Origin of the sequence: Streptomyces sp. B6B3 (assembly GCF_039871525.1) — a bacterium.
GTDB lineage: Bacteria > Actinomycetota > Actinomycetes > Streptomycetales > Streptomycetaceae > Streptomyces.
In genome coordinates this window covers 59,449-75,178 of the sequence record NZ_JBDPLU010000015.1, presented here as the reverse complement: position 1 = coordinate 75,178, position 15,730 = coordinate 59,449, and the positions used below count along the sequence as shown (strand labels likewise).

At 73.8% G+C, this 15,730-nt stretch carries 17 protein-coding genes; 10 read left to right on the top strand and 7 right to left on the bottom strand.

Features of this window, described 5'->3' with window-relative positions:
- Nucleotides 1-199: 199 nt before the first annotated feature.
- The 4 genes from ABGB06_RS26990 (at nt 200) to msrA (ending at nt 4,194) form a co-directional block, all read left to right on the top strand.
- Nucleotides 200-1,663, top strand: coding sequence for an MFS transporter (locus tag ABGB06_RS26990; protein ID WP_347593943.1), 1,464 nt, complete (start codon nt 200-202; stop codon nt 1,661-1,663).
- Between the two features lie 194 nt (nt 1,664-1,857).
- Nucleotides 1,858-2,091, top strand: a complete 234-nt coding sequence (locus ABGB06_RS26985; RefSeq protein ID WP_347593941.1) for a hypothetical protein — start codon at nt 1,858-1,860, stop codon at nt 2,089-2,091.
- Nucleotides 2,092-2,152: 61 nt separating this feature from the next.
- A complete protein-coding gene (locus ABGB06_RS26980; protein ID WP_347593939.1) occupies nt 2,153-3,445 on the top strand; it encodes an FxsB family cyclophane-forming radical SAM/SPASM peptide maturase in 1,293 nt (430 codons plus the stop codon).
- A 101-nt stretch (nt 3,446-3,546) separates the two neighbouring features.
- On the top strand, nt 3,547-4,194 hold the full coding sequence (msrA, locus tag ABGB06_RS26975; RefSeq protein WP_347593937.1) for a peptide-methionine (S)-S-oxide reductase MsrA: 648 nt from the start codon (nt 3,547-3,549) through the stop codon (nt 4,192-4,194).
- A 30-nt stretch (nt 4,195-4,224) separates the two neighbouring features.
- Here msrA and ABGB06_RS26970 read toward each other — a convergent pair whose 3' ends face one another.
- The 3 genes from ABGB06_RS26970 to ABGB06_RS26960 are packed head-to-tail and all read right to left on the bottom strand — an operon-like array spanning nt 4,225 to nt 5,985.
- Entirely contained in the window at nt 4,225-4,752 is a 528-nt protein-coding gene (locus tag ABGB06_RS26970; RefSeq protein WP_347593935.1) for a hypothetical protein, read from the bottom strand.
- Nucleotides 4,749-4,997, bottom strand: a complete 249-nt coding sequence (locus ABGB06_RS26965; protein WP_347593933.1) for a helix-turn-helix transcriptional regulator — start codon at nt 4,995-4,997, stop codon at nt 4,749-4,751. The genes ABGB06_RS26970 and ABGB06_RS26965 overlap by 4 nt, the downstream gene beginning before the upstream one ends.
- A gap of 55 nt (nt 4,998-5,052) precedes the next feature.
- Nucleotides 5,053-5,985, bottom strand: coding sequence for an alpha/beta hydrolase (locus ABGB06_RS26960; protein WP_347593931.1), 933 nt, complete (start codon nt 5,983-5,985; stop codon nt 5,053-5,055).
- Between the two features lie 163 nt (nt 5,986-6,148).
- On the opposite strand from ABGB06_RS26960, the gene ABGB06_RS26955 reads away from it, so the two are divergent.
- Nucleotides 6,149-6,835 carry a TetR/AcrR family transcriptional regulator gene (locus ABGB06_RS26955; RefSeq protein WP_347594195.1) on the top strand — a complete coding sequence of 229 codons (687 nt, stop codon included), beginning with the start codon at nt 6,149-6,151 and terminating at the stop codon, nt 6,833-6,835.
- A gap of 87 nt (nt 6,836-6,922) precedes the next feature.
- Here the strand turns inward: ABGB06_RS26955 and ABGB06_RS26950 are convergent, their stop codons facing one another.
- Nucleotides 6,923-7,477 (bottom strand): flavoprotein, encoded by a 555-nt coding sequence (locus ABGB06_RS26950; RefSeq protein WP_347593929.1) that lies wholly within the window; start codon nt 7,475-7,477, stop codon nt 6,923-6,925.
- 95 nt (nt 7,478-7,572) lie between these two features.
- On the opposite strand from ABGB06_RS26950, the gene ABGB06_RS26945 reads away from it, so the two are divergent.
- Together ABGB06_RS26945 and ABGB06_RS26940 are read left to right on the top strand one after the other, a co-directional pair.
- Nucleotides 7,573-8,757 (top strand): helix-turn-helix transcriptional regulator, encoded by a 1,185-nt coding sequence (locus ABGB06_RS26945; protein ID WP_347593927.1) that lies wholly within the window; start codon nt 7,573-7,575, stop codon nt 8,755-8,757.
- A 206-nt stretch (nt 8,758-8,963) separates the two neighbouring features.
- Entirely contained in the window at nt 8,964-9,203 is a 240-nt protein-coding gene (locus ABGB06_RS26940; protein WP_347593925.1) for a hypothetical protein, read from the top strand.
- Nucleotides 9,204-9,221: 18 nt separating this feature from the next.
- Here the strand turns inward: ABGB06_RS26940 and ABGB06_RS26935 are convergent, their stop codons facing one another.
- Nucleotides 9,222-9,743 carry a universal stress protein gene (locus ABGB06_RS26935; RefSeq protein WP_347593923.1) on the bottom strand — a complete coding sequence of 174 codons (522 nt, stop codon included), beginning with the start codon at nt 9,741-9,743 and terminating at the stop codon, nt 9,222-9,224.
- Between the two features lie 61 nt (nt 9,744-9,804).
- Complete coding sequence (locus ABGB06_RS26930; protein WP_347594193.1) at nt 9,805-11,064, bottom strand: SLC13 family permease; 1,260 nt, start codon at nt 11,062-11,064, stop codon at nt 9,805-9,807.
- A 665-nt stretch (nt 11,065-11,729) separates the two neighbouring features.
- Here ABGB06_RS26930 and ABGB06_RS26925 point away from each other — a divergent pair.
- Together ABGB06_RS26925 and ABGB06_RS26920 are read left to right on the top strand one after the other, a co-directional pair.
- A complete protein-coding gene (locus ABGB06_RS26925; protein ID WP_347593921.1) occupies nt 11,730-12,110 on the top strand; it encodes an ATP-binding protein in 381 nt (126 codons plus the stop codon).
- Between the two features lie 45 nt (nt 12,111-12,155).
- Nucleotides 12,156-12,410: a hypothetical protein gene (locus ABGB06_RS26920; RefSeq protein ID WP_347593918.1), complete on the top strand. Its 255-nt coding sequence runs from the start codon at nt 12,156-12,158 to the stop codon at nt 12,408-12,410.
- A gap of 80 nt (nt 12,411-12,490) precedes the next feature.
- On the opposite strand, the gene ABGB06_RS26915 is transcribed toward ABGB06_RS26920, so the two are convergent.
- Nucleotides 12,491-13,873: an aminotransferase class I/II-fold pyridoxal phosphate-dependent enzyme gene (locus ABGB06_RS26915; protein ID WP_347593916.1), complete on the bottom strand. Its 1,383-nt coding sequence runs from the start codon at nt 13,871-13,873 to the stop codon at nt 12,491-12,493.
- Between the two features lie 71 nt (nt 13,874-13,944).
- Between ABGB06_RS26915 and ABGB06_RS26910 the strand changes: the two genes are divergently transcribed.
- Nucleotides 13,945-15,711 (top strand): PLP-dependent aminotransferase family protein, encoded by a 1,767-nt coding sequence (locus tag ABGB06_RS26910; RefSeq protein WP_347593914.1) that lies wholly within the window; start codon nt 13,945-13,947, stop codon nt 15,709-15,711.
- The last annotated feature ends 19 nt before the right edge of the window (nt 15,712-15,730 follow it).

Below are 15,730 nucleotides of genomic sequence, written 5' to 3'. Positions count from 1 at the left end.
GCGGATGCGTGGTGAGGGGTGGTGGGGGCACGTGTGGGGCGTGCGTCGTCCGAGGCTGGCGCCCCGGGGACGCGCCTCGGGCGTGGTGGTGGCTGTGGGGCGCATGACAATAGCCTGGGCCGGCAGGTGGCGGGACGGGATGACGCGGGGTCAGTCGGAGCCGTCCGCCGCGCCCTCGGAAACCTGGAGGTCCCCCGCCATGACCGGCTCGCCCGCCGCGCCGTCCCGCGGCACCGCGGCACCCTTCGCCGCGCTGCTGCTCGCCGTGCTCGCGTTCTCGCTGATGCAGACCATGGTCGTGCCCGCGCTGCCCGATCTGCAACGGGCGTTCGACACGAGCACCACGACCGTCTCCTGGGTGCTCAGCGCCTTCCTGTTAACGGCCTCCGTGGCGACGCCGCTGCTCGGCAGGGTGGGCGACATGTTCGGGAAACGGCGGGTGCTGATCGCCACGCTGGTGACGTTCGCCGCCGGCACCCTGCTCGCGGCCGTGTCGAACTCCATCGGCATGCTGATCGCCGCCCGGGCCGTCCAGGGGATCGGCGCCGCGGCCTTCCCGCTCGCCTTCGGCATCGTGCGCGACTCGTTCCCCCGGGAGCGCGTGCCGGTGGCCATCGGCCTGATCAGCTCGACGTTCGGCATCGGCTTCGGGATCGGGATGGTCATCGCCGGGCCGATCACCGACGCGGCCAGCTGGCGTTGGATCTTCTGGGTCGCGCTGGCGGTGATCGTGGCCGGCGTCCTGGCGATCGTCGCGTTCATCGAGGAGTCCCCGATCCGCTCGCCGGGCCGGGTCGACTGGATCGGTGTCGTGCTGCTGACCGGCGGGGTGGTCGCGCTGCTCCTCGGCATCAGCCAGGGCAAGCCGTGGGGCTGGGGCTCCCCCGGCGTGGTCGGGCTCTTCGTGGTCGCCGCGGTGGTGCTCGCCGTCTTCGTGGTGGCGGAACGGCGCATCCGCGAGCCGCTGATCGACATCGGCCTGTTGGCTCGTCCCGCCGTGGCGACCCCGCACGTCGCCTCGTTCATCCTCGGCTTCGCCCTGTTCGGGGCGTTCACCCTGGTGCCGTTGCTGGCGCAGACGCCCTCGTCGTTCGGCTACGGCTACGACGCCTCCGTCACCGAATCCGGCCTGTTCATGCTGCCGATGGCCGTCACGATGCTGGTCGCCAGCCCGCTCGCCGGCCGCATCGGCATGGCCGTCGGCTTCAGGACCCCGCTCGTGCTGGCCTGTCTGGTCGGCGTCGCCGGCTTCGCGGTCTTCGCCGTGGCCCACGAGCACGCCTGGGCGATCTACACGGGCTCGGCGGTGCTCGGCGTGGGCGTCGGCTTCTCCTTCGCCGCCCTGGTCAACCTGGTGGTGAGCGCGGTCGATCCGCGCCAGACCGGAGAGGCCACCGGCATCAACTCGATCATGCGCACCATCGGTGGCAGCCTGGGCGCGCAGATCTCCGCCACGATCATCGCCTCGGACACCCTCCCCGGCACCGCCGTCCCCGTCGAGTCCGGCTACACGACGGCGTTCTGGATGTCGACGATCGCCCTCGGAGTGGCGACGGCGACGGTCCTCGCCGGCCCCGGCCGCCCACGCAGGCCCGCCGCCGCGGCGGACAAGGGCGATCCGGGCAACGATCCCGCCCAGCCCACCCGCTCGGCGACCCACTGAGCCGCCCGCCGAGCCGCCCGCCGAGCCGCCCGCCCCGGTAACCCCGCCCGGGCGGGCGTATGCGTTTCGTATGTCTGTCCGCAGACAGCCGAAGGGGGGTCGCATAGCCTTCCCGCGGTTCGGCGTGGCCGTCGACGTGGTCGCGAACACGGCGACGGGGGGCGCCGGCCTTCGTCTGAGTGGAAGGAGTACCCATGCCGGAACGCGAAGGGGAGCTCGTACGAAAGGTGGCGCTGGCGGCCGCGGCGGTCGCCGCCGCGTCGGTCGTCACGATCGGCACCGCCGGCGGCGCCTCGGCCACCGAGTCCGCGTCCGCGGACCTCTCGGAGGTCGCGACGGCGGCCGACCAGGACAGTGCCCTCGCTGCCGCCCTGAACCGGGTGAGCTCCGACGACGCCGTCACCCCCCTGGGTCTGTTCAACCGGTGACGGACCGGCCGCTCCACGGCCGGCCGTGGAGCGGCCCCCGAGCGAGGCTAGGAGGCATCCGGTGACCGAACTACCGATCGTCCAGGTGACGGGAGCGGCGGCGGGCACCCGCGAGTGGCCCACCCGGGACGTGACCGACGAGGCGCTGGCGGACCCGTCCTGGCGCCCGCTGCCCTTCGTGGAGTTCGCCCTCAAGTTCCACGGGCGATGCAACCTGGCCTGCGACTACTGCTACATGTACGAGATGGCCGACCAGAGTTGGCGCGACAAGCCGGTGGCCATGTCGCGCGAGGTCATCGACCAGTTCGCCCTCCGGCTCGGCGAGCACCTCCGCGCCCACACGGGCGAGACCTGCGGCGCGTCGGTGCGGATGCACGGTGGCGAGGCGCTGCTCGCCGGCGCCGACCAGTTCGCCTACGCGGCACGGGCGTTGCGGGCCGCCGCACCGCCGGAGGCGACGCTGCGGCTGGTCACCACGACGAACGGGATCCTCCTCGACGACGAGGAGTTGCTGGACACGTTCCGCGAGCACCGGATCGGCGTGACGGTCAGCCTCGACGGCGACCAGCGGGGACAGGACCGGCACCGCAGGTACGCGAACGGCCGCGGCAGCCACGACCTGGTGATGCGCGGCGTCGAGGCACTGAACCGCCCCGCCTACCGCGACCTCCTCGACATCGTGCTGTGCGCCATCGACCTGGAGAACGATCCGCTGGCCACCTACGAGGCGCTGGTCGCCACGGGCGCGCCGGCCGTGGACTTCCTGCTGCCGCTCGGCAACTGGTCGTCGTTCCCGCCAGGTTGGAACGGGGCGGACGGGGGCACGGCGTACGCCGACTGGCTGATACCGATCTTCGACCACTGGTACGGCACGGTCCCGATGCCGGCCGGCGTCAGGCTCTTCGAGAACATCATGGCGCTGAGCCTGGGCGGCCGGAGCGCGAACGAGACGGTGGGGCTCACTCCGTTCCAGCTCCTGGTCATCGAGAGCGACGGCACCATCGAGCTCGGCGACGCGCTCAAGTCCGCATACGAGGGCGCCCCGTTCACCGGCCTGAACGTGTTCGACAACGCGCTCGACGACGCGCGGCTGCTGCCCGGCGTCGTGGCCAGGCAGCGCGGCGTGGCGGGCCTGTCGCAGACCTGCGTCGACTGCTCGATCCGGGACATCTGCGGGGCCGGCGAGTACAGCACCCGCTACCGCGCGGGGTCGGGCTTCCTCAACCCCTCCGTCTACTGCGCCGACCTGGCCAAGCTGATCTGCCACATCCGCGACCGGGTACTCACCGACGTGGGCCGACTGAAGGCCACGAGGGCCACGAGGGCCACGGGGACGACGGCGAAGGCCGGTTGACGGGACAGGAAGCACGCCTGGTTTCGCGCCAGGGGCGGCGCCGGGAGAATGGCGGGGTCGTGAAACGCGCCGGACCGGCGCGCGGGAGTGAAGGGGCCGCGATGCTGTTCGCACGGAACCGTGAGTTGCGCATGCCGACGCCCGAGGAAGCGCCCCCGGGCCGGTCCGCGCCGGCGTACCAGGTGCCCGAACGCCACGCCGCGCTCGGCACCCCGCTGCTCGGGCCGTACCCCGACGACCACGAGGTGGCCGAGTTCGCGCTCGGCTGCTTCTGGGGCGCGGAGCGGCGCTACTGGCAGACGGCGGGCGTGTGGACCACGCTGACCGGCTTCCAGGGCGGCTTCACCCCGCACCCGGTGGACGACGAGGTGCGCACCGGCCTGACCGGCCACGCCGAGACGGTGCGCGTGGTCTTCGACCCGGCGGCGGTCTCCTACCGTCGGCTGCTGCGGCTCTTCTGGGAGTCGCACGACCCGACGCAGGGCCTCCGGCAGGGCAACGACGTCGGCACGCACGTCAGGTCCGTCCTGTTCACCCACTCCCCCGCGCAGCGCACGGCGGCCGAGGAGACCAGGGCGCGGTACCAGGAGGTGCTGACCGCCGCCGGCTACGGCCGGATCACCACGGAGATCCTGCCGGCGGAGGACCACCCGTTCTACCCGGCACGAGCCCTCCACCAGCAGTACCTCCACCACAACCCCGCCGGCTACTGCGGCCTGGGCGGCACCGGGCTGACCCTGCCGGAGTAACCAACCGGCCCAGCCAGCCCGGTCCGTTCCCTAACCTTCGATCCCTTCGAGGCTGTCGTCGTCCGGCTCGTCCGGGGTGCGCAGCACGGCGACCCAGAGGGGCAGCAGCCAGTGGGTCAGCAGCAGGCCGAGCAGCACCGCGACCAGCACGCGCGGGTCGACGTCCGCGCCGGCCAGGCCGACGGCGATGGTGAGGACGGCCACGGCGCAGAGCAGCAGGCTCAGCTGGACGCGGTGCGCGACGGTGTGCACCCGCCCGCGCTCCGCCAACTGCCGTTCGTCGAGGACCCGGGCGCGCAGTTCCAACAGGCCGCGGGTCGAGGAGTTCAGCACGCCGGTGCAGACGCACCAGGCCAGCAACAGGGGCACGACCATCGCGATCAGCAGCACGTCGTTCGAGCCGGCCAGCGGGAAGGCCGCCGGAGTGGCGGCGGTCAGCGCGACGTGCACCGCGGTCCAGGCACGTCGCTGACCGCGGCGCGCGTGCCAGTGTCTGACCTCGTTCTGGTTCAGCGTGCGGAGCATCGCCCGGTCGTGCCGCGTCGGTTGATCGGTCATGACGTCTTCCTCCCGTACACCTCGTCCGTGAGCGGCGTGAAGGGCTGCAGGGAGAAGAGCGCCTCCACGGGCAGCCCGAAGTACGCGGCGATCCGCAGCGCCAGGTCGAGGCTCGGGTTGTACTGCCCGCGCTCGATGTGCCCGATCGTCTGGTAGTGCGCACCAACGGCCTCCGCCAGCACGCGTCGCGTCACCTTCCGCTCCGCGCGCACCACGGACAGCCTGTTGTGCACTTGCTCACTCATGTATAAGAAGTACTACATCTGATAGCGTTCACGCAACCACACGACACCGTCGGCGTCACCCCTCCCGGTCGGCACTCCTGGGCGCCTCGTCCGCCAGCCGCCGGATGTCGGCGGCGATGTCCCGCCACGCCGGCTCCGGCATCTCGTGACCGACCTCGGGCAGCAGCAGGAAACGGGCGCCGGGGATGCGGGCCGCGGTGCGGCGCCCGCCGCTGGGCCGGATCAACGGATCGTCCGCGCCGTGCAGCACCAACGTGGGCGTGCGGACCCGCTCGATCGACGGCCCGTGCCACTGGGCGCCGATCTGCCGGCTCTGGGCCTCCTGGTCCCGGACCCCGTGGTCGGCGATCCGCTCGGCCCACGCCCGGGCGGCCCCTTCGTCGAACGGGCGCGCGGGCGAGGCGAGGAGCCGGGAGACGGCGACGCCGGCCGCAATGTCGCCCTCCCGGGTGTCGGGGAACCTCAGCCGGGCGAACTTCGCCAGCGTGCCCAGCCGGATGTACCGCAGCGTTCGCAGTCCCGCGACGTCCCCGGGGATGGCGGACATCGAGGTCAGCGTCCGCACCCGGTCCGGATGCCGCAGCGCCACGCGCTGGGCGACGGCGCCGCCGAGCGACTGGCCGAACAGGTGCGCCGACCCCCAGCCCAGGGCGTCCATGACCGCGACCGCGTCGTCAGCCATGTCCTCGGCGGTGTACGTCTCGCCGCGCTTCCCGAAGAGCGCGGAGATCGGGTTACGGGCGGGAGCCGGCGGCAGGTGCGTGGACTCCCCGGCGTCGCGCGGATCGTAACGGGCCACGGCGAAGCCCCGGGCGGCCAGCTCGCGGCACAGCCCGTCCGGCAGCCACTGGCGGCTGGCCCCGAGCCCCATCACCAGCAGCAACGGCTCGCCGCCCGCCCCCTCGGCAAACCGGTCGAAGGCCAGCCGGATCTTCCCGTTCTCGGCCCAGCGGACCGGGGTCCACGACCCTTCCGGAGATGCGCCCATCTCGTCTCTCCCTCGTGTGACTGGGTACAGCAGATACAGATACCGCGATCACTGTTCGCACTTTTAGGATAGAGGATCGGACGACGGAAGGACGGGTGGGGTGCCAGACGGGACGCCGGGTGGAGTGCCGGACGGGACGCCGGGTGCGGGGGCCGAGGCGGCCATGACCGTGTGGGAACGCCCCGCGCGTGGCGCGCGGGGCCCCGCGCCCGAGCGCAGCCGCGCCGAGGTCACCGCCGCCGCGGTCGCCTTGGCCGACGAGAGCGGACTCGCGGCGGTGACCATGCGACGCGTGGCCGGGCGGCTGGGCACCGGGCCAGCCTCCCTCTACCGCTACGTCTCCAGCCGCGACGAACTCATCGACCTGATGGCGGACGCCATGACGGGCGAGATCGACCTCACCGCGCCGCTCGGCGGCGATCCGGTCGAGGACCTGCTGGCCCTGGCCAGCCAGGCGAAGGCGCTCCACCTGAGCCACCCCTGGCTGCTCGACGTCCCGCCGGAGCGGCTGCGGCTCGGACCCCGGGGCCTGGACTACCTGGAACACGCGCTCGCGGCGATGGCACCCGCGGCGCTGCCCGGCCACGCCCGGCTGGAGGCGGTGGCCCTGCTCAGCGGTCTGGCGAAGCTCTTCGCCAGGACGGAGTTGCAGGCCGCGCAGACCTCCACGGAACGGCACGCGGCCCAGGCCGCCTACCTGACCCGAGCCGCGGCCGAGGGCACCCGTCCTCTCCTCGCCGCGGCCCTGGCCGAATCCACCGCATCCGGCCTCCCCGAGGACCCCCAGGCCCTCTTCGAGCGCACCACCCGCCGAGTCCTGGCCGGCCTGCTCACGGGAGACCAGCTCTGACCCACCCCAACCCCCAAACAAAACGGCCCAAACAAAACGGCCCAGACAACACGGCGCGCACGACCCGCCGAGTCCTGGCCGGCCTGCTCAGGTCTGGTCGCGGCTGACGATCCTGGAGCACGCGTCCAGGGCGAGATGCCAGGGGTACGTGTCCGGGCGGCCCTGGCCCGGGGGGTTGGGGACGAAGCCGCCCTCGCCGTAGAGCACGTGGACGCCCATCGTCCGCAACGCCTCGATGCTGCGCCCGAACTGCACGTGCCGAACGAACGCCTCGTTGACGCACGGCATCGCCACGGTCGGGATGCCCCGGCCGACGCCCTCGGCCACGAAGCCGACGACGAACTTCTCGGTGATGCCGAGAGCCCACTGGTTCAACGTGTTGAACGTCGCCGGCGCGACCAGCGCCACGTCGGCGGGCGGCCAGACGTCGGGCTCCGCGGGCAGCTTGTACCGGCTGCGCACCGGGTGGCCGGTGAGCCGTTCCAGGGCGGGCAGTTGGTCCTCCAACCAGCGCGCGGCGGTGGGGGTCAGCCCGAGGCAGACGTCCCAGCCCGCCGCCCGCGCGCGGTCGACGACGACGCCGACGTCGAGCACCGGAGGGGCCGCGCTGCCCAGCAGGTAGAGCACCCGGTTCGCCATCATGTCGCAGTCCATCCCGCGGAGTTCGTCAGTCGCAATCTACCTTCGGCTGGTTCGGGTAGCGTTTGAGGTGGCACGTACGGAATGGAGCACTTCCCATGTCCACCCTCTGCGACGAGCACGCGGGCTCCCGGATCGCACACCATCGGAAGCGGGCGGGCCTGACCCAACGAGGGCTGGCACAGCGCATCCCGTACTCCTACAGCCTGCTCACCCAGGTCGAGTCCGGCCACAAGCCGGCGAGCCCCGATCTGGTGGCCACGGTGGCCCGGGCGTTGTCCGTCGACGTGACCGCGCTGACCGGTCAGCCGTACGTGACGGAGCTTCAGCAGGACCGGCTGGCGGAGCTGGTGCGCCCCATCCGGGAGGCACTCGACCTCTACGACGTGGGCGCCGACCTGGCGACCGACCCGCGGCCCACCGAACAACTGATATCCGCGGCCGAGCAGTTGTGTCGGCAGGTCAGGGCCACGCTGCTGAACGACGCCGCGCACGACCTGCCGGGCGTCATAGCCGAGATCACCGCCGCCGCGCACCGCACCCCGTCCACCGAGTTGTGGGCGGCCCTGTCCAGCACGTACCGCACGGCGCACGACGTGTCGATGAAGCTCGGGTACTTCGACCTCGCCACCGTGGCCCTGGACCGGATGGACTGGGCCGCCTCCCGCGCCTCCGACCCGCATCTGGCGGCGGTCCGCCAGTACATGCGCGCGCTGGCCAACTTCCGCGAGGGCGCGTACGCCATCGGCCTGCGGCTCATCGAGTCGGGACACGCGCTGCTCACCCAGGCTCCGCCGAGCCGGGTGCGCGACGTGGTGAACGGACAGCTCCACCTCGGCGCCGCGATCATCTCGGCCCGGTCCCGGGACAAGCAGGCGGTGGACGCGCACCTGGCGGAGGCCCAGGCGTACGCGGTGCGGGTCGGGGAGGCGACCCGGGTGCACTGGCTGTCGTTCGGGCCGACCAACGTCGCCGTCCACGCGGTCTCGGCGCACATCGAGATGCGGCAGTACGGCGAGGCGCTACGGCGCGCGGCCACGGTGGTGCTGCCCGGGGACTGGGCGGTCTCCCGCGCCGCGCACTTCCACGTCGACCAGGCGCGCGCCCAGATGGAGGCCGGCCGGGCCGAGGCGGCCCTGGCGTCGGTCACCGCGGCGCGGCGGCTGGCACCGCAGCAGACCCGGTACCACCCGGGAGCGCGGGAGACGATCCGCGGCCTCGTGCACCTGTCCCGGCGGACGCCGGACACGCTCGACCACCTTGCCGCCTGGGTCGGGTTGTAGCCCTCATCAACTCGCGCCAACGCAAGGCGCAGGCCCGAACTTTCACCCAGGTGTGAAAGTCACCGGCCTGACGTTCCGTCAGCATGGTTCCGTGCCGGGGATGTGCCCGGCATCCATGACCCCTGCCCGAGGCTGACGAGGAGCGCTGAGGTGTACGACCGTGTCGACGTGGAGCCGTGCCCGACTCACGGGGCGGAGGTGACCGCGTGAGCGGCGTGGAACGCCTGCGGATCGGCTCCCTGGCACGCGACACGTCACGCGACGTCGTCGGCCGCGTCACGGCCTTCCAGTCCGGCCGGGTGTGGCTGCGGCCGCAGGAGGGCGGCCGCGAGTGGGACGTCCGCCCCGACCAGGTCGAACCGGTCACCCCCCAGCCCAACCACGGCACCGGCACCGGCACCGGCACCGGCACCGGCACCAAGGCTGACGCCGACGGACCAGCCTGAACCACCGCGCTGAACCCGCTACCGCCCGTGCGACGGCGGGTGCGGCCCGTGTGGCGGAGGTGGGGGCGCGGGCGGCAGCGTCTCCACCGTCGGGGGTGGGTCGGGCCAGACCAGGAGGACGGGGCAGGGGGCGTGATCGACGACGAATCGACTGGCCGGCCCGAGGCTTCGCGGGCCGAGGTGGTCGCGGTCGCCGTCGCGGGCCAGCACCAGGAGATCGGCCCCCTCGGTGGCGGCGACGATCTCGCGTTCCGGACGTCCCGTGCGCGCCCGCCGCACGCAGGGCCGGTCGAGACGCTCCGCGGCGGCGGCGAGCAGCCGCTCGGCCGAGTCCGCGGCGAGGCGTTCCAGGCGCGTTCCTGGGTCGTGCTCGGGGTGCCGGCGGCCGAGCAGCCCGGCGTACGCGCCGTGCGCGGCACCCGCGACGTCGTCCTCGCTGACGTGCAGCAGCACGATCTCCGCGTCCTCGGGCGCATGCGTCCGCGCCGCGTCGACGCAGGCGGGCCACGTGCCCTCGACGACCCACACGATCACCGCCATCCGCGCAGCCTCCCGTCCCGCCCGTCCCGACTCGTCCGGCACATTCCTCAGCTCATGTTCCTCAGCTTCCCACCAGGTGCAGGGAGGCCCAGAGCGCCAGCACCGCGAGGGGCAGGGCGACGGGGACGGTGAGCAGGCCCAACCGGGTGAACTCGCGCAGTCCCACGTCGGCGTCGTGCTCGTGCACCACGCGGCGCCAGAGCAGCGTGGCGAGGGATCCGGCGTAGGTGAGGTTGGGGCCGATGTTGACGCCCAGCAGCACCGCCAGGACCGCGCCGGGACCGGCGGGTGCGGCCAGTGGCAGCAGCACCAGCACCGCCGGCAGGTTGTTGATGGCGTTGGCGAGCACGGCGGCCAGCGCCGCGACGCCCAGCAGCGAGACCAGTCCCGTGCCGCCGGGCACGAGCCGGCCCAGCGCGTCGCCGAGACCGCCGTCCACCACGGCGCGCACCACCACGCCCAGCCCCAGGACGAACCCGAGGAACGGCACGTCGGCGGCGCGCAGCAGCGCGGCGGGCGTGGTGCGGCGGCGGGCCAGGGCGCGCGCCGCGAGGACGACGCAGCCGCCCAGCGCGGCCCACGCCGGGTTGAGCCCGACGGCGGACGTGACCACGAAGCCGGCGAGCGTGCCGGCGAGGGTGGCCAGCGCGAACACCGGCGTGGGTGGCGCCTCGGCCACCCGGGACGAGGCCCGGGCGCCGGCGTCCAGGTCGGTGGCGAAGAACCGCCGGAAGACGGCGTACTCGGCGGCGATCGCGACCAGCCAGGGCAGCGTCATCAGGGCGGCGAACCGGGCGAAGCTCAGCCCGCTGGCCGCGAACGCCAGCAGGTTCGTGAGGTTGGAGACCGGCAGCAGCAGGGACGCGGTGTTCGACAGGTGGGTGCAGGCGTAGACGTGCGGCCGGGGTCGGGCGCCGAGCCGGGCGGCGGTGGCGAAGACGACCGGGGTGAGCAGCACCACCGTGGCGTCGAGGCTCAGCACGGCCGTGGTCACCGAGGCCACGGCGAACACCTGGGCGAGGAGCCGGCGGGGGCGACCGCCCGCGAGCCGGGCGGTCCAGGCGCCGCAGGCGTCGAAGAGGCGCTCGTCGTCGCAGAGCCGGGCCAGGACGAGGATCGCCGCCAGGAAGCCCACCACCGGAAGGAGGCGTTCCGTTTCGGCGCGGGCGTGGTCGAGGGACAGCGCGCCGGCGGCGATCAGCACGCCCGCGGCCGGCACCGCCGCCACCGCCTCGGGCCAGCCGCGCGGGCGCGCGACGGCCCAGGCGAGGACCAGCACGAGGAGGGCGACGGAAAGCGCCTCGGCGACGGGCGGCGCCAGCCCGCCGGCAAGGGACGCGGACACCCCTCCGATTGTGCACACACCCGGCAGACCCGGCACACCCGGCCAGCCCGTCCACGCCCGTCCATGCCCATGCACGCCCGTCCATGTCCCGTGCGCCCCCGGGGCGGCCGGCGCGTGGGTGGCACGCGCGGGGACGCGGGGCGTGCGCTGTGGCGGTGGGCGTCGGGGCGGGGCCGGGCGTCGTGCGGGCGGCGCGACGGGACGGCCGGGAACGGTGCACCCGTGTGCGCCCCCTGGCGTGGGGTGGCGCAACGGCCCCGCGGGGCCACGGCACGTTCCGCTGGTGAGCGGTTCGCGCGGCCCGCCAACAGGATGTTTGCCCCGCGCCCGAGCCGCCGGCCGGTGTCGAACGTGTGGCGTGGGGCGGCGCCGGGGCTCCGGGCCGGCACCGGGTGGACCGTAGACGTGTCCCCGTGTGAAGGCGTGCGCCCCCCGGCGACCGCTGCCGCGCTGTTTCTGACGGGTCTTCACTTGTCTTTGAGACTCGGCGTGTTGGTTCGCCGGAAGAGCAGGATGGGGGAACGGAGATGAAGCCGAGTGACGTCCGAGAGGCGCCGCCCCGGGTGGTGCCACCGATAACGCCGACGTCTCCGCGCTCGCATTCGGTCACCCTCGGCGCGGATCGTCCCGACACCGGCCGGGTGGCGCGTCGCACGGCGCGCCGGATCGTCGGCGACTGGTGCCTGCCGCTCTCCGCCGACGACGTCGAACTGGCCGTGTCCGAACTGGTCGGCAACGCCGTGCACCACGCCGCCCGGAACGCCCCCCGTGGCCGGGTCACGGTGGTGTTCCGCGCCTGGTCGCGCTGGCTGCTGGTGGAGGTGGCGGACGAGTCGCCCGTCCCGCCCGCGTTCCCGGTGGGTTCCGCGCTCTCCCCGCAGCCGCCCGGGCTGGCGGAGGGCGGGCGCGGGCTCTACCTGGTGGGCTGCCTGGCCGACGGCGTCTGGTGGTCGGCCAGGGAGTCGGGCGGCAAGAGCGTCTTCTGCCGTTTCCGCTTCCGGCCCTTCGAGGAAGCGCCGTGACGGTAGCGGCCGACCCGCCCACCACCGAGGACAGGAGGAAGCGCCATGGCCCGGGGAAACGTCGTGATGTCCGCCGAGTGGACGCTGAGCGTGGAGACCGCCCAGGGCGCGCCCTCCGGCATCTTCCACGCCAGCTGTCTGTCCTGCGGCGCCCATTCGGAGCCGGTGGACAACGAGCCGTTGCCCGTGGAGATGTGGGCGCTCCGGCACACCGGCCGGCATCCGGGGCACCGGCAGTTCACCTTCGTCACCGAGTCGTTCTGGCGCGTCGATCCGGCCCCCGGAAACCCGTACCGCTAGCCGACCGAGTGCACGGCGGAGACGGAAACGAGGGCGGCGTCGTTCTGGCGCGTCGATCCGGCCCCCGGAAACCCGTACCGCTAGCCGCGCGCGGTGCCCGCGGTGGCTGTGGCGCCCGCGGTGGCCGTGGCGGTGTGGCTCGCCGCTGGGGGTGCGCCGGTCTCCAGCAGGCCGTCCAACGCCTGGCGGAGGTCGGCCCACAGGTCGTCCGGGTGCTCGATGCCGACGGACATGCGGACCGTGCCCTCGCCGATGTCGGCGGCGGCCAGCGCCTCGGGGCCCAACTGGCGGTGGGAGGTGCTCGCCGGGTGCATCACCAGGGTGGTGACGTCCCCGAGGGAGGGGCTGAGCGAGACCAGGCGCACGGTCTCGACGAACGTCTGCCCCGCCGGCCGGCCGCCGGCGAGGTCGAAGGAGAGCACCCCGCCGCCGCCGGTGAGCAGCCGACGGGCCACGGCGTGGTCGGGGTGGTCGGGCAGCATCGGGTAACGGACCCGGGCGACGGCCGGGTGGCCGGTCAGCCGCTCGGCCAGCACGAGGGCGTTGGCGCAGTGCCGTTCCACGCGCAGCGCCAGCGTCCGCATGCCGCGCAGCGTCAGCCAGGCGGCGAACGGGTCGGCCGTGGCGCCCTGTTCCACCGCCAGCCGCCAGACGGACTGCCGCGTCTCGGCGGTCCGGAAGACGGCGACGCCGCCGACCACGTCGGCGTGGCCGCCGAGGTACTTGGTCGCCGAGTGCACCACGATGTCGGCGCCGTGCTCCAGCGGCCGGCACAGCAGCGGGGACGCGAAGGTGTTGTCCACGACGGTGGTGACGCCGCGCGCCCTGGCCTCGCCGATCAGCGCCGGCAGGTCGACCACGCCGGTGGTCGGGTTGGCGATGGTCTCCAGGTACAGCACGCGGGTGGTGGGGCGCAGGGCGGCGCGCAGTTCGGCGGGGTCGTCGGTCGCGAGGTGGGTCACCTCGACACCCCAGCGCTCGGCGAGGTCGGCGAGCAGCGCGTACGTGCCGCCGTAGACGCAACGCTGGGCGACCACGTGGTCGCCGGAGGAGAGGGTGCTGAGCAGCACGGCGTTGATGGCACCCATGCCGGAGGCGAACGCCAGGCCCGCGGCGCCGCCCTCCAGGTCGGTGACCGCGTCCGCGAGCGCCTGGACGGTGGGGTTGCCGAGCCGGCCGTAGAGGTACGGGTCGCTCGCCCCGTCGAAGGCGGCGGCCAGCTCCTCGGCGCCGTCGAAGGCGAAGACGTGCCCCTGGTAGATCGGGACGGTCGTGGGACGGCTGCCGGAGGGCGAGGGAACACGGTGGTGAACGGCACGGGTCTGCGGATGCGCCTCAGCCAGGTCAGACGGGTCACGCGGGCCGGACGGGTCAGGCAGGTCGGACGAGCCAGGCAGGTTGGATGCATCAGGCAGGTTGGGCGCTCCGGACGGGTGACGGGCGTGGGCTTCGTGAGGGCTCATGCCGGCCAGTGTCGCGACGAAATGGGTTGCCAGGGCAGAGCCAATGCGACGAGATTGGTCCTGTTATGGGAGTGAAGAAGGCGAACGAGGAGCTGGTGACGACGCTCGGGCGCTGGTCGGCCGGGCGTGGCCCGCTGTACCTGCTGCTCGCCGCGCGTTTCCGGCAGGTGATCGACGAGGGCCTGCTGCCGCCCGGCACCCTGCTGCCGCCGGACCGGGCGCTGGCCACCGCGCTGGCCGTGGGGCGCACCACCGTGGTGGCCGCGTACGAGGTGCTGCGCCAGGAGGGTCGGATCGTGCGCCGGCAGGGCAGCGGGACCCGGGTCGCCGCGGCCGCGCTCGCCGCGCCCGAGTCCACCCGGCCGTCCCCGGCCCGGCCTGGACCCGGAACGCCGGGCCGCGGCCGGGCGCGGGCCACGTCGAACCCGCTGTTCCTGCACCTCCTGGAGCCGCCGGACGGGGTGCTCCTGCTCAGCTGCGCCGCACCGCTCGAAGCGCCCGACGAGGTGACGCGCGCCTACCGCACGCTCGAACTGCCCGGGCGCGACCTCGGCTACCACCCGGCGGGCGTGCCGGCGCTGCGGGAGGCGATCGCCGACCGGTACACGGCGCGGGGCGCCGCCACCACGCCCCAGCAGATCCTGGTCACCACGGGCGCCCAGCAGGCGCTCTCGCTGCTGACGCGGCTGCTGGTGGCGCCGGGCGATCCGGTGCTGGTCGAGTCGCCCACCTATCCCGGCGCGCTGGACCTGTTCCGCGAGGCCGCGGCGGTGTTGCGCCCGGTCCCCACCGATCCGGACACCGGCCTGGACGTGGACGCGGCGGTGCGGACGATGGCCGAGCACCGCCCCGCGCTGTCGTACGTGATCAGCCGGCACCACAACCCGACCGGCGCGGTGCTGCCCCCGCTCGCCGCCCGACGCCTCGTCGGCGCCGCCAGAGACCTCGGCCTGACACTGGTCGACGACGAAACCCTGGCCGACCTGACCTTCGCCGGTCACGCAGGTCATGCAGGTCACGGCCCCGCGTCCAACACCGTGGGCTCCCCGGCCAGACACCGGCTGCTCGACGACGAAACCCTGGCCGACCTGACCTTCGCCGGTCACGCCAGTCCCGCCGGCCCCGACCCCGCGTCCAACCCCGTAGGGCCCCCGGCCAGACACCGGCTGCTCGCCGACGAAACCCTGGCCGACCTGACCTTCGCCGGTCACGCCAGTCCCGCCGGCCCCGACCCCGTATCCAACCCCACCCCCGCCGCTCCCCCGTTGGCGATGCTGGTCAGGGACGCGCCGGTGGTGGCTGTCGGCTCGCTGAGCAAGGTGTGCTGGGGCGGGCTGCGGGTCGGCTGGGTGCGCGGGCCGACGCCGCTGATCTCCCGGCTGGCCCGGCTGAAGGCCATCCACGACCTCGGCACCGACGTGCCGGCCCAGTTGGTGGCCGTCCGGCTGCTGGCCGACTTCGAGCCGATGCGCCAGCGCCGGATCACCGAGCTGCGCCGGCACCACGACCATCTGCGGGCCGAACTCGCCGCCCAACTCCCCGACTGGCACTGCCCGCCGGTCATCGGCGGCCAGACGGTGTGGGTGCGGCTGCCGCGCGGCGACGGCGTCTCGTTCGCGCAGACCGCGCTGCGGCACGGGGTCGCGGTGCTGCCCGGCACCACCGTGGACACCCTCGGCCGCAGCGGGGCGTATCTCCGGCTGCACTTCCTGGCCCCGCTCGAAGAACTCACCGAGGCCGTCAGGCGCCTGGCCACCGCCTGGCGCGCCCACAACCGCACCCCCCGCGACCCGGCCGTCCCCGCCGGCCCGGCCTCACTCAACGCGATCGTGGTCTAGCCGCGCCGCACCGAACCGC

Bases quoted from the DNA above. Each gene is read 5' to 3' on its own strand.
- ABGB06_RS26990 (WP_347593943.1), top strand. From the start codon at position 200: ATGACCGGCTCGCCCGCCGCGCCGTCCCGCGGCACCGCGGCACCCTTC.
- ABGB06_RS26985 (WP_347593941.1), top strand. From the start codon at position 1,858: ATGCCGGAACGCGAAGGGGAGCTCGTACGAAAGGTGGCGCTGGCGGCC.
- msrA (WP_347593937.1), top strand. From the start codon at position 3,547: ATGCTGTTCGCACGGAACCGTGAGTTGCGCATGCCGACGCCCGAGGAA.
- ABGB06_RS26970 (WP_347593935.1), bottom strand. From the start codon at position 4,752: ATGACCGATCAACCGACGCGGCACGACCGGGCGATGCTCCGCACGCTG.
- ABGB06_RS26965 (WP_347593933.1), bottom strand. From the start codon at position 4,997: ATGAGTGAGCAAGTGCACAACAGGCTGTCCGTGGTGCGCGCGGAGCGG.
- ABGB06_RS26960 (WP_347593931.1), bottom strand. From the start codon at position 5,985: ATGGGCGCATCTCCGGAAGGGTCGTGGACCCCGGTCCGCTGGGCCGAG.
- ABGB06_RS26955 (WP_347594195.1), top strand. From the start codon at position 6,149: ATGACCGTGTGGGAACGCCCCGCGCGTGGCGCGCGGGGCCCCGCGCCC.
- ABGB06_RS26950 (WP_347593929.1), bottom strand. From the start codon at position 7,477: ATGATGGCGAACCGGGTGCTCTACCTGCTGGGCAGCGCGGCCCCTCCG.
- ABGB06_RS26945 (WP_347593927.1), top strand. From the start codon at position 7,573: ATGTCCACCCTCTGCGACGAGCACGCGGGCTCCCGGATCGCACACCAT.
- ABGB06_RS26935 (WP_347593923.1), bottom strand. From the start codon at position 9,743: ATGGCGGTGATCGTGTGGGTCGTCGAGGGCACGTGGCCCGCCTGCGTC.
- ABGB06_RS26920 (WP_347593918.1), top strand. From the start codon at position 12,156: ATGGCCCGGGGAAACGTCGTGATGTCCGCCGAGTGGACGCTGAGCGTG.
- ABGB06_RS26915 (WP_347593916.1), bottom strand. From the start codon at position 13,873: ATGAGCCCTCACGAAGCCCACGCCCGTCACCCGTCCGGAGCGCCCAAC.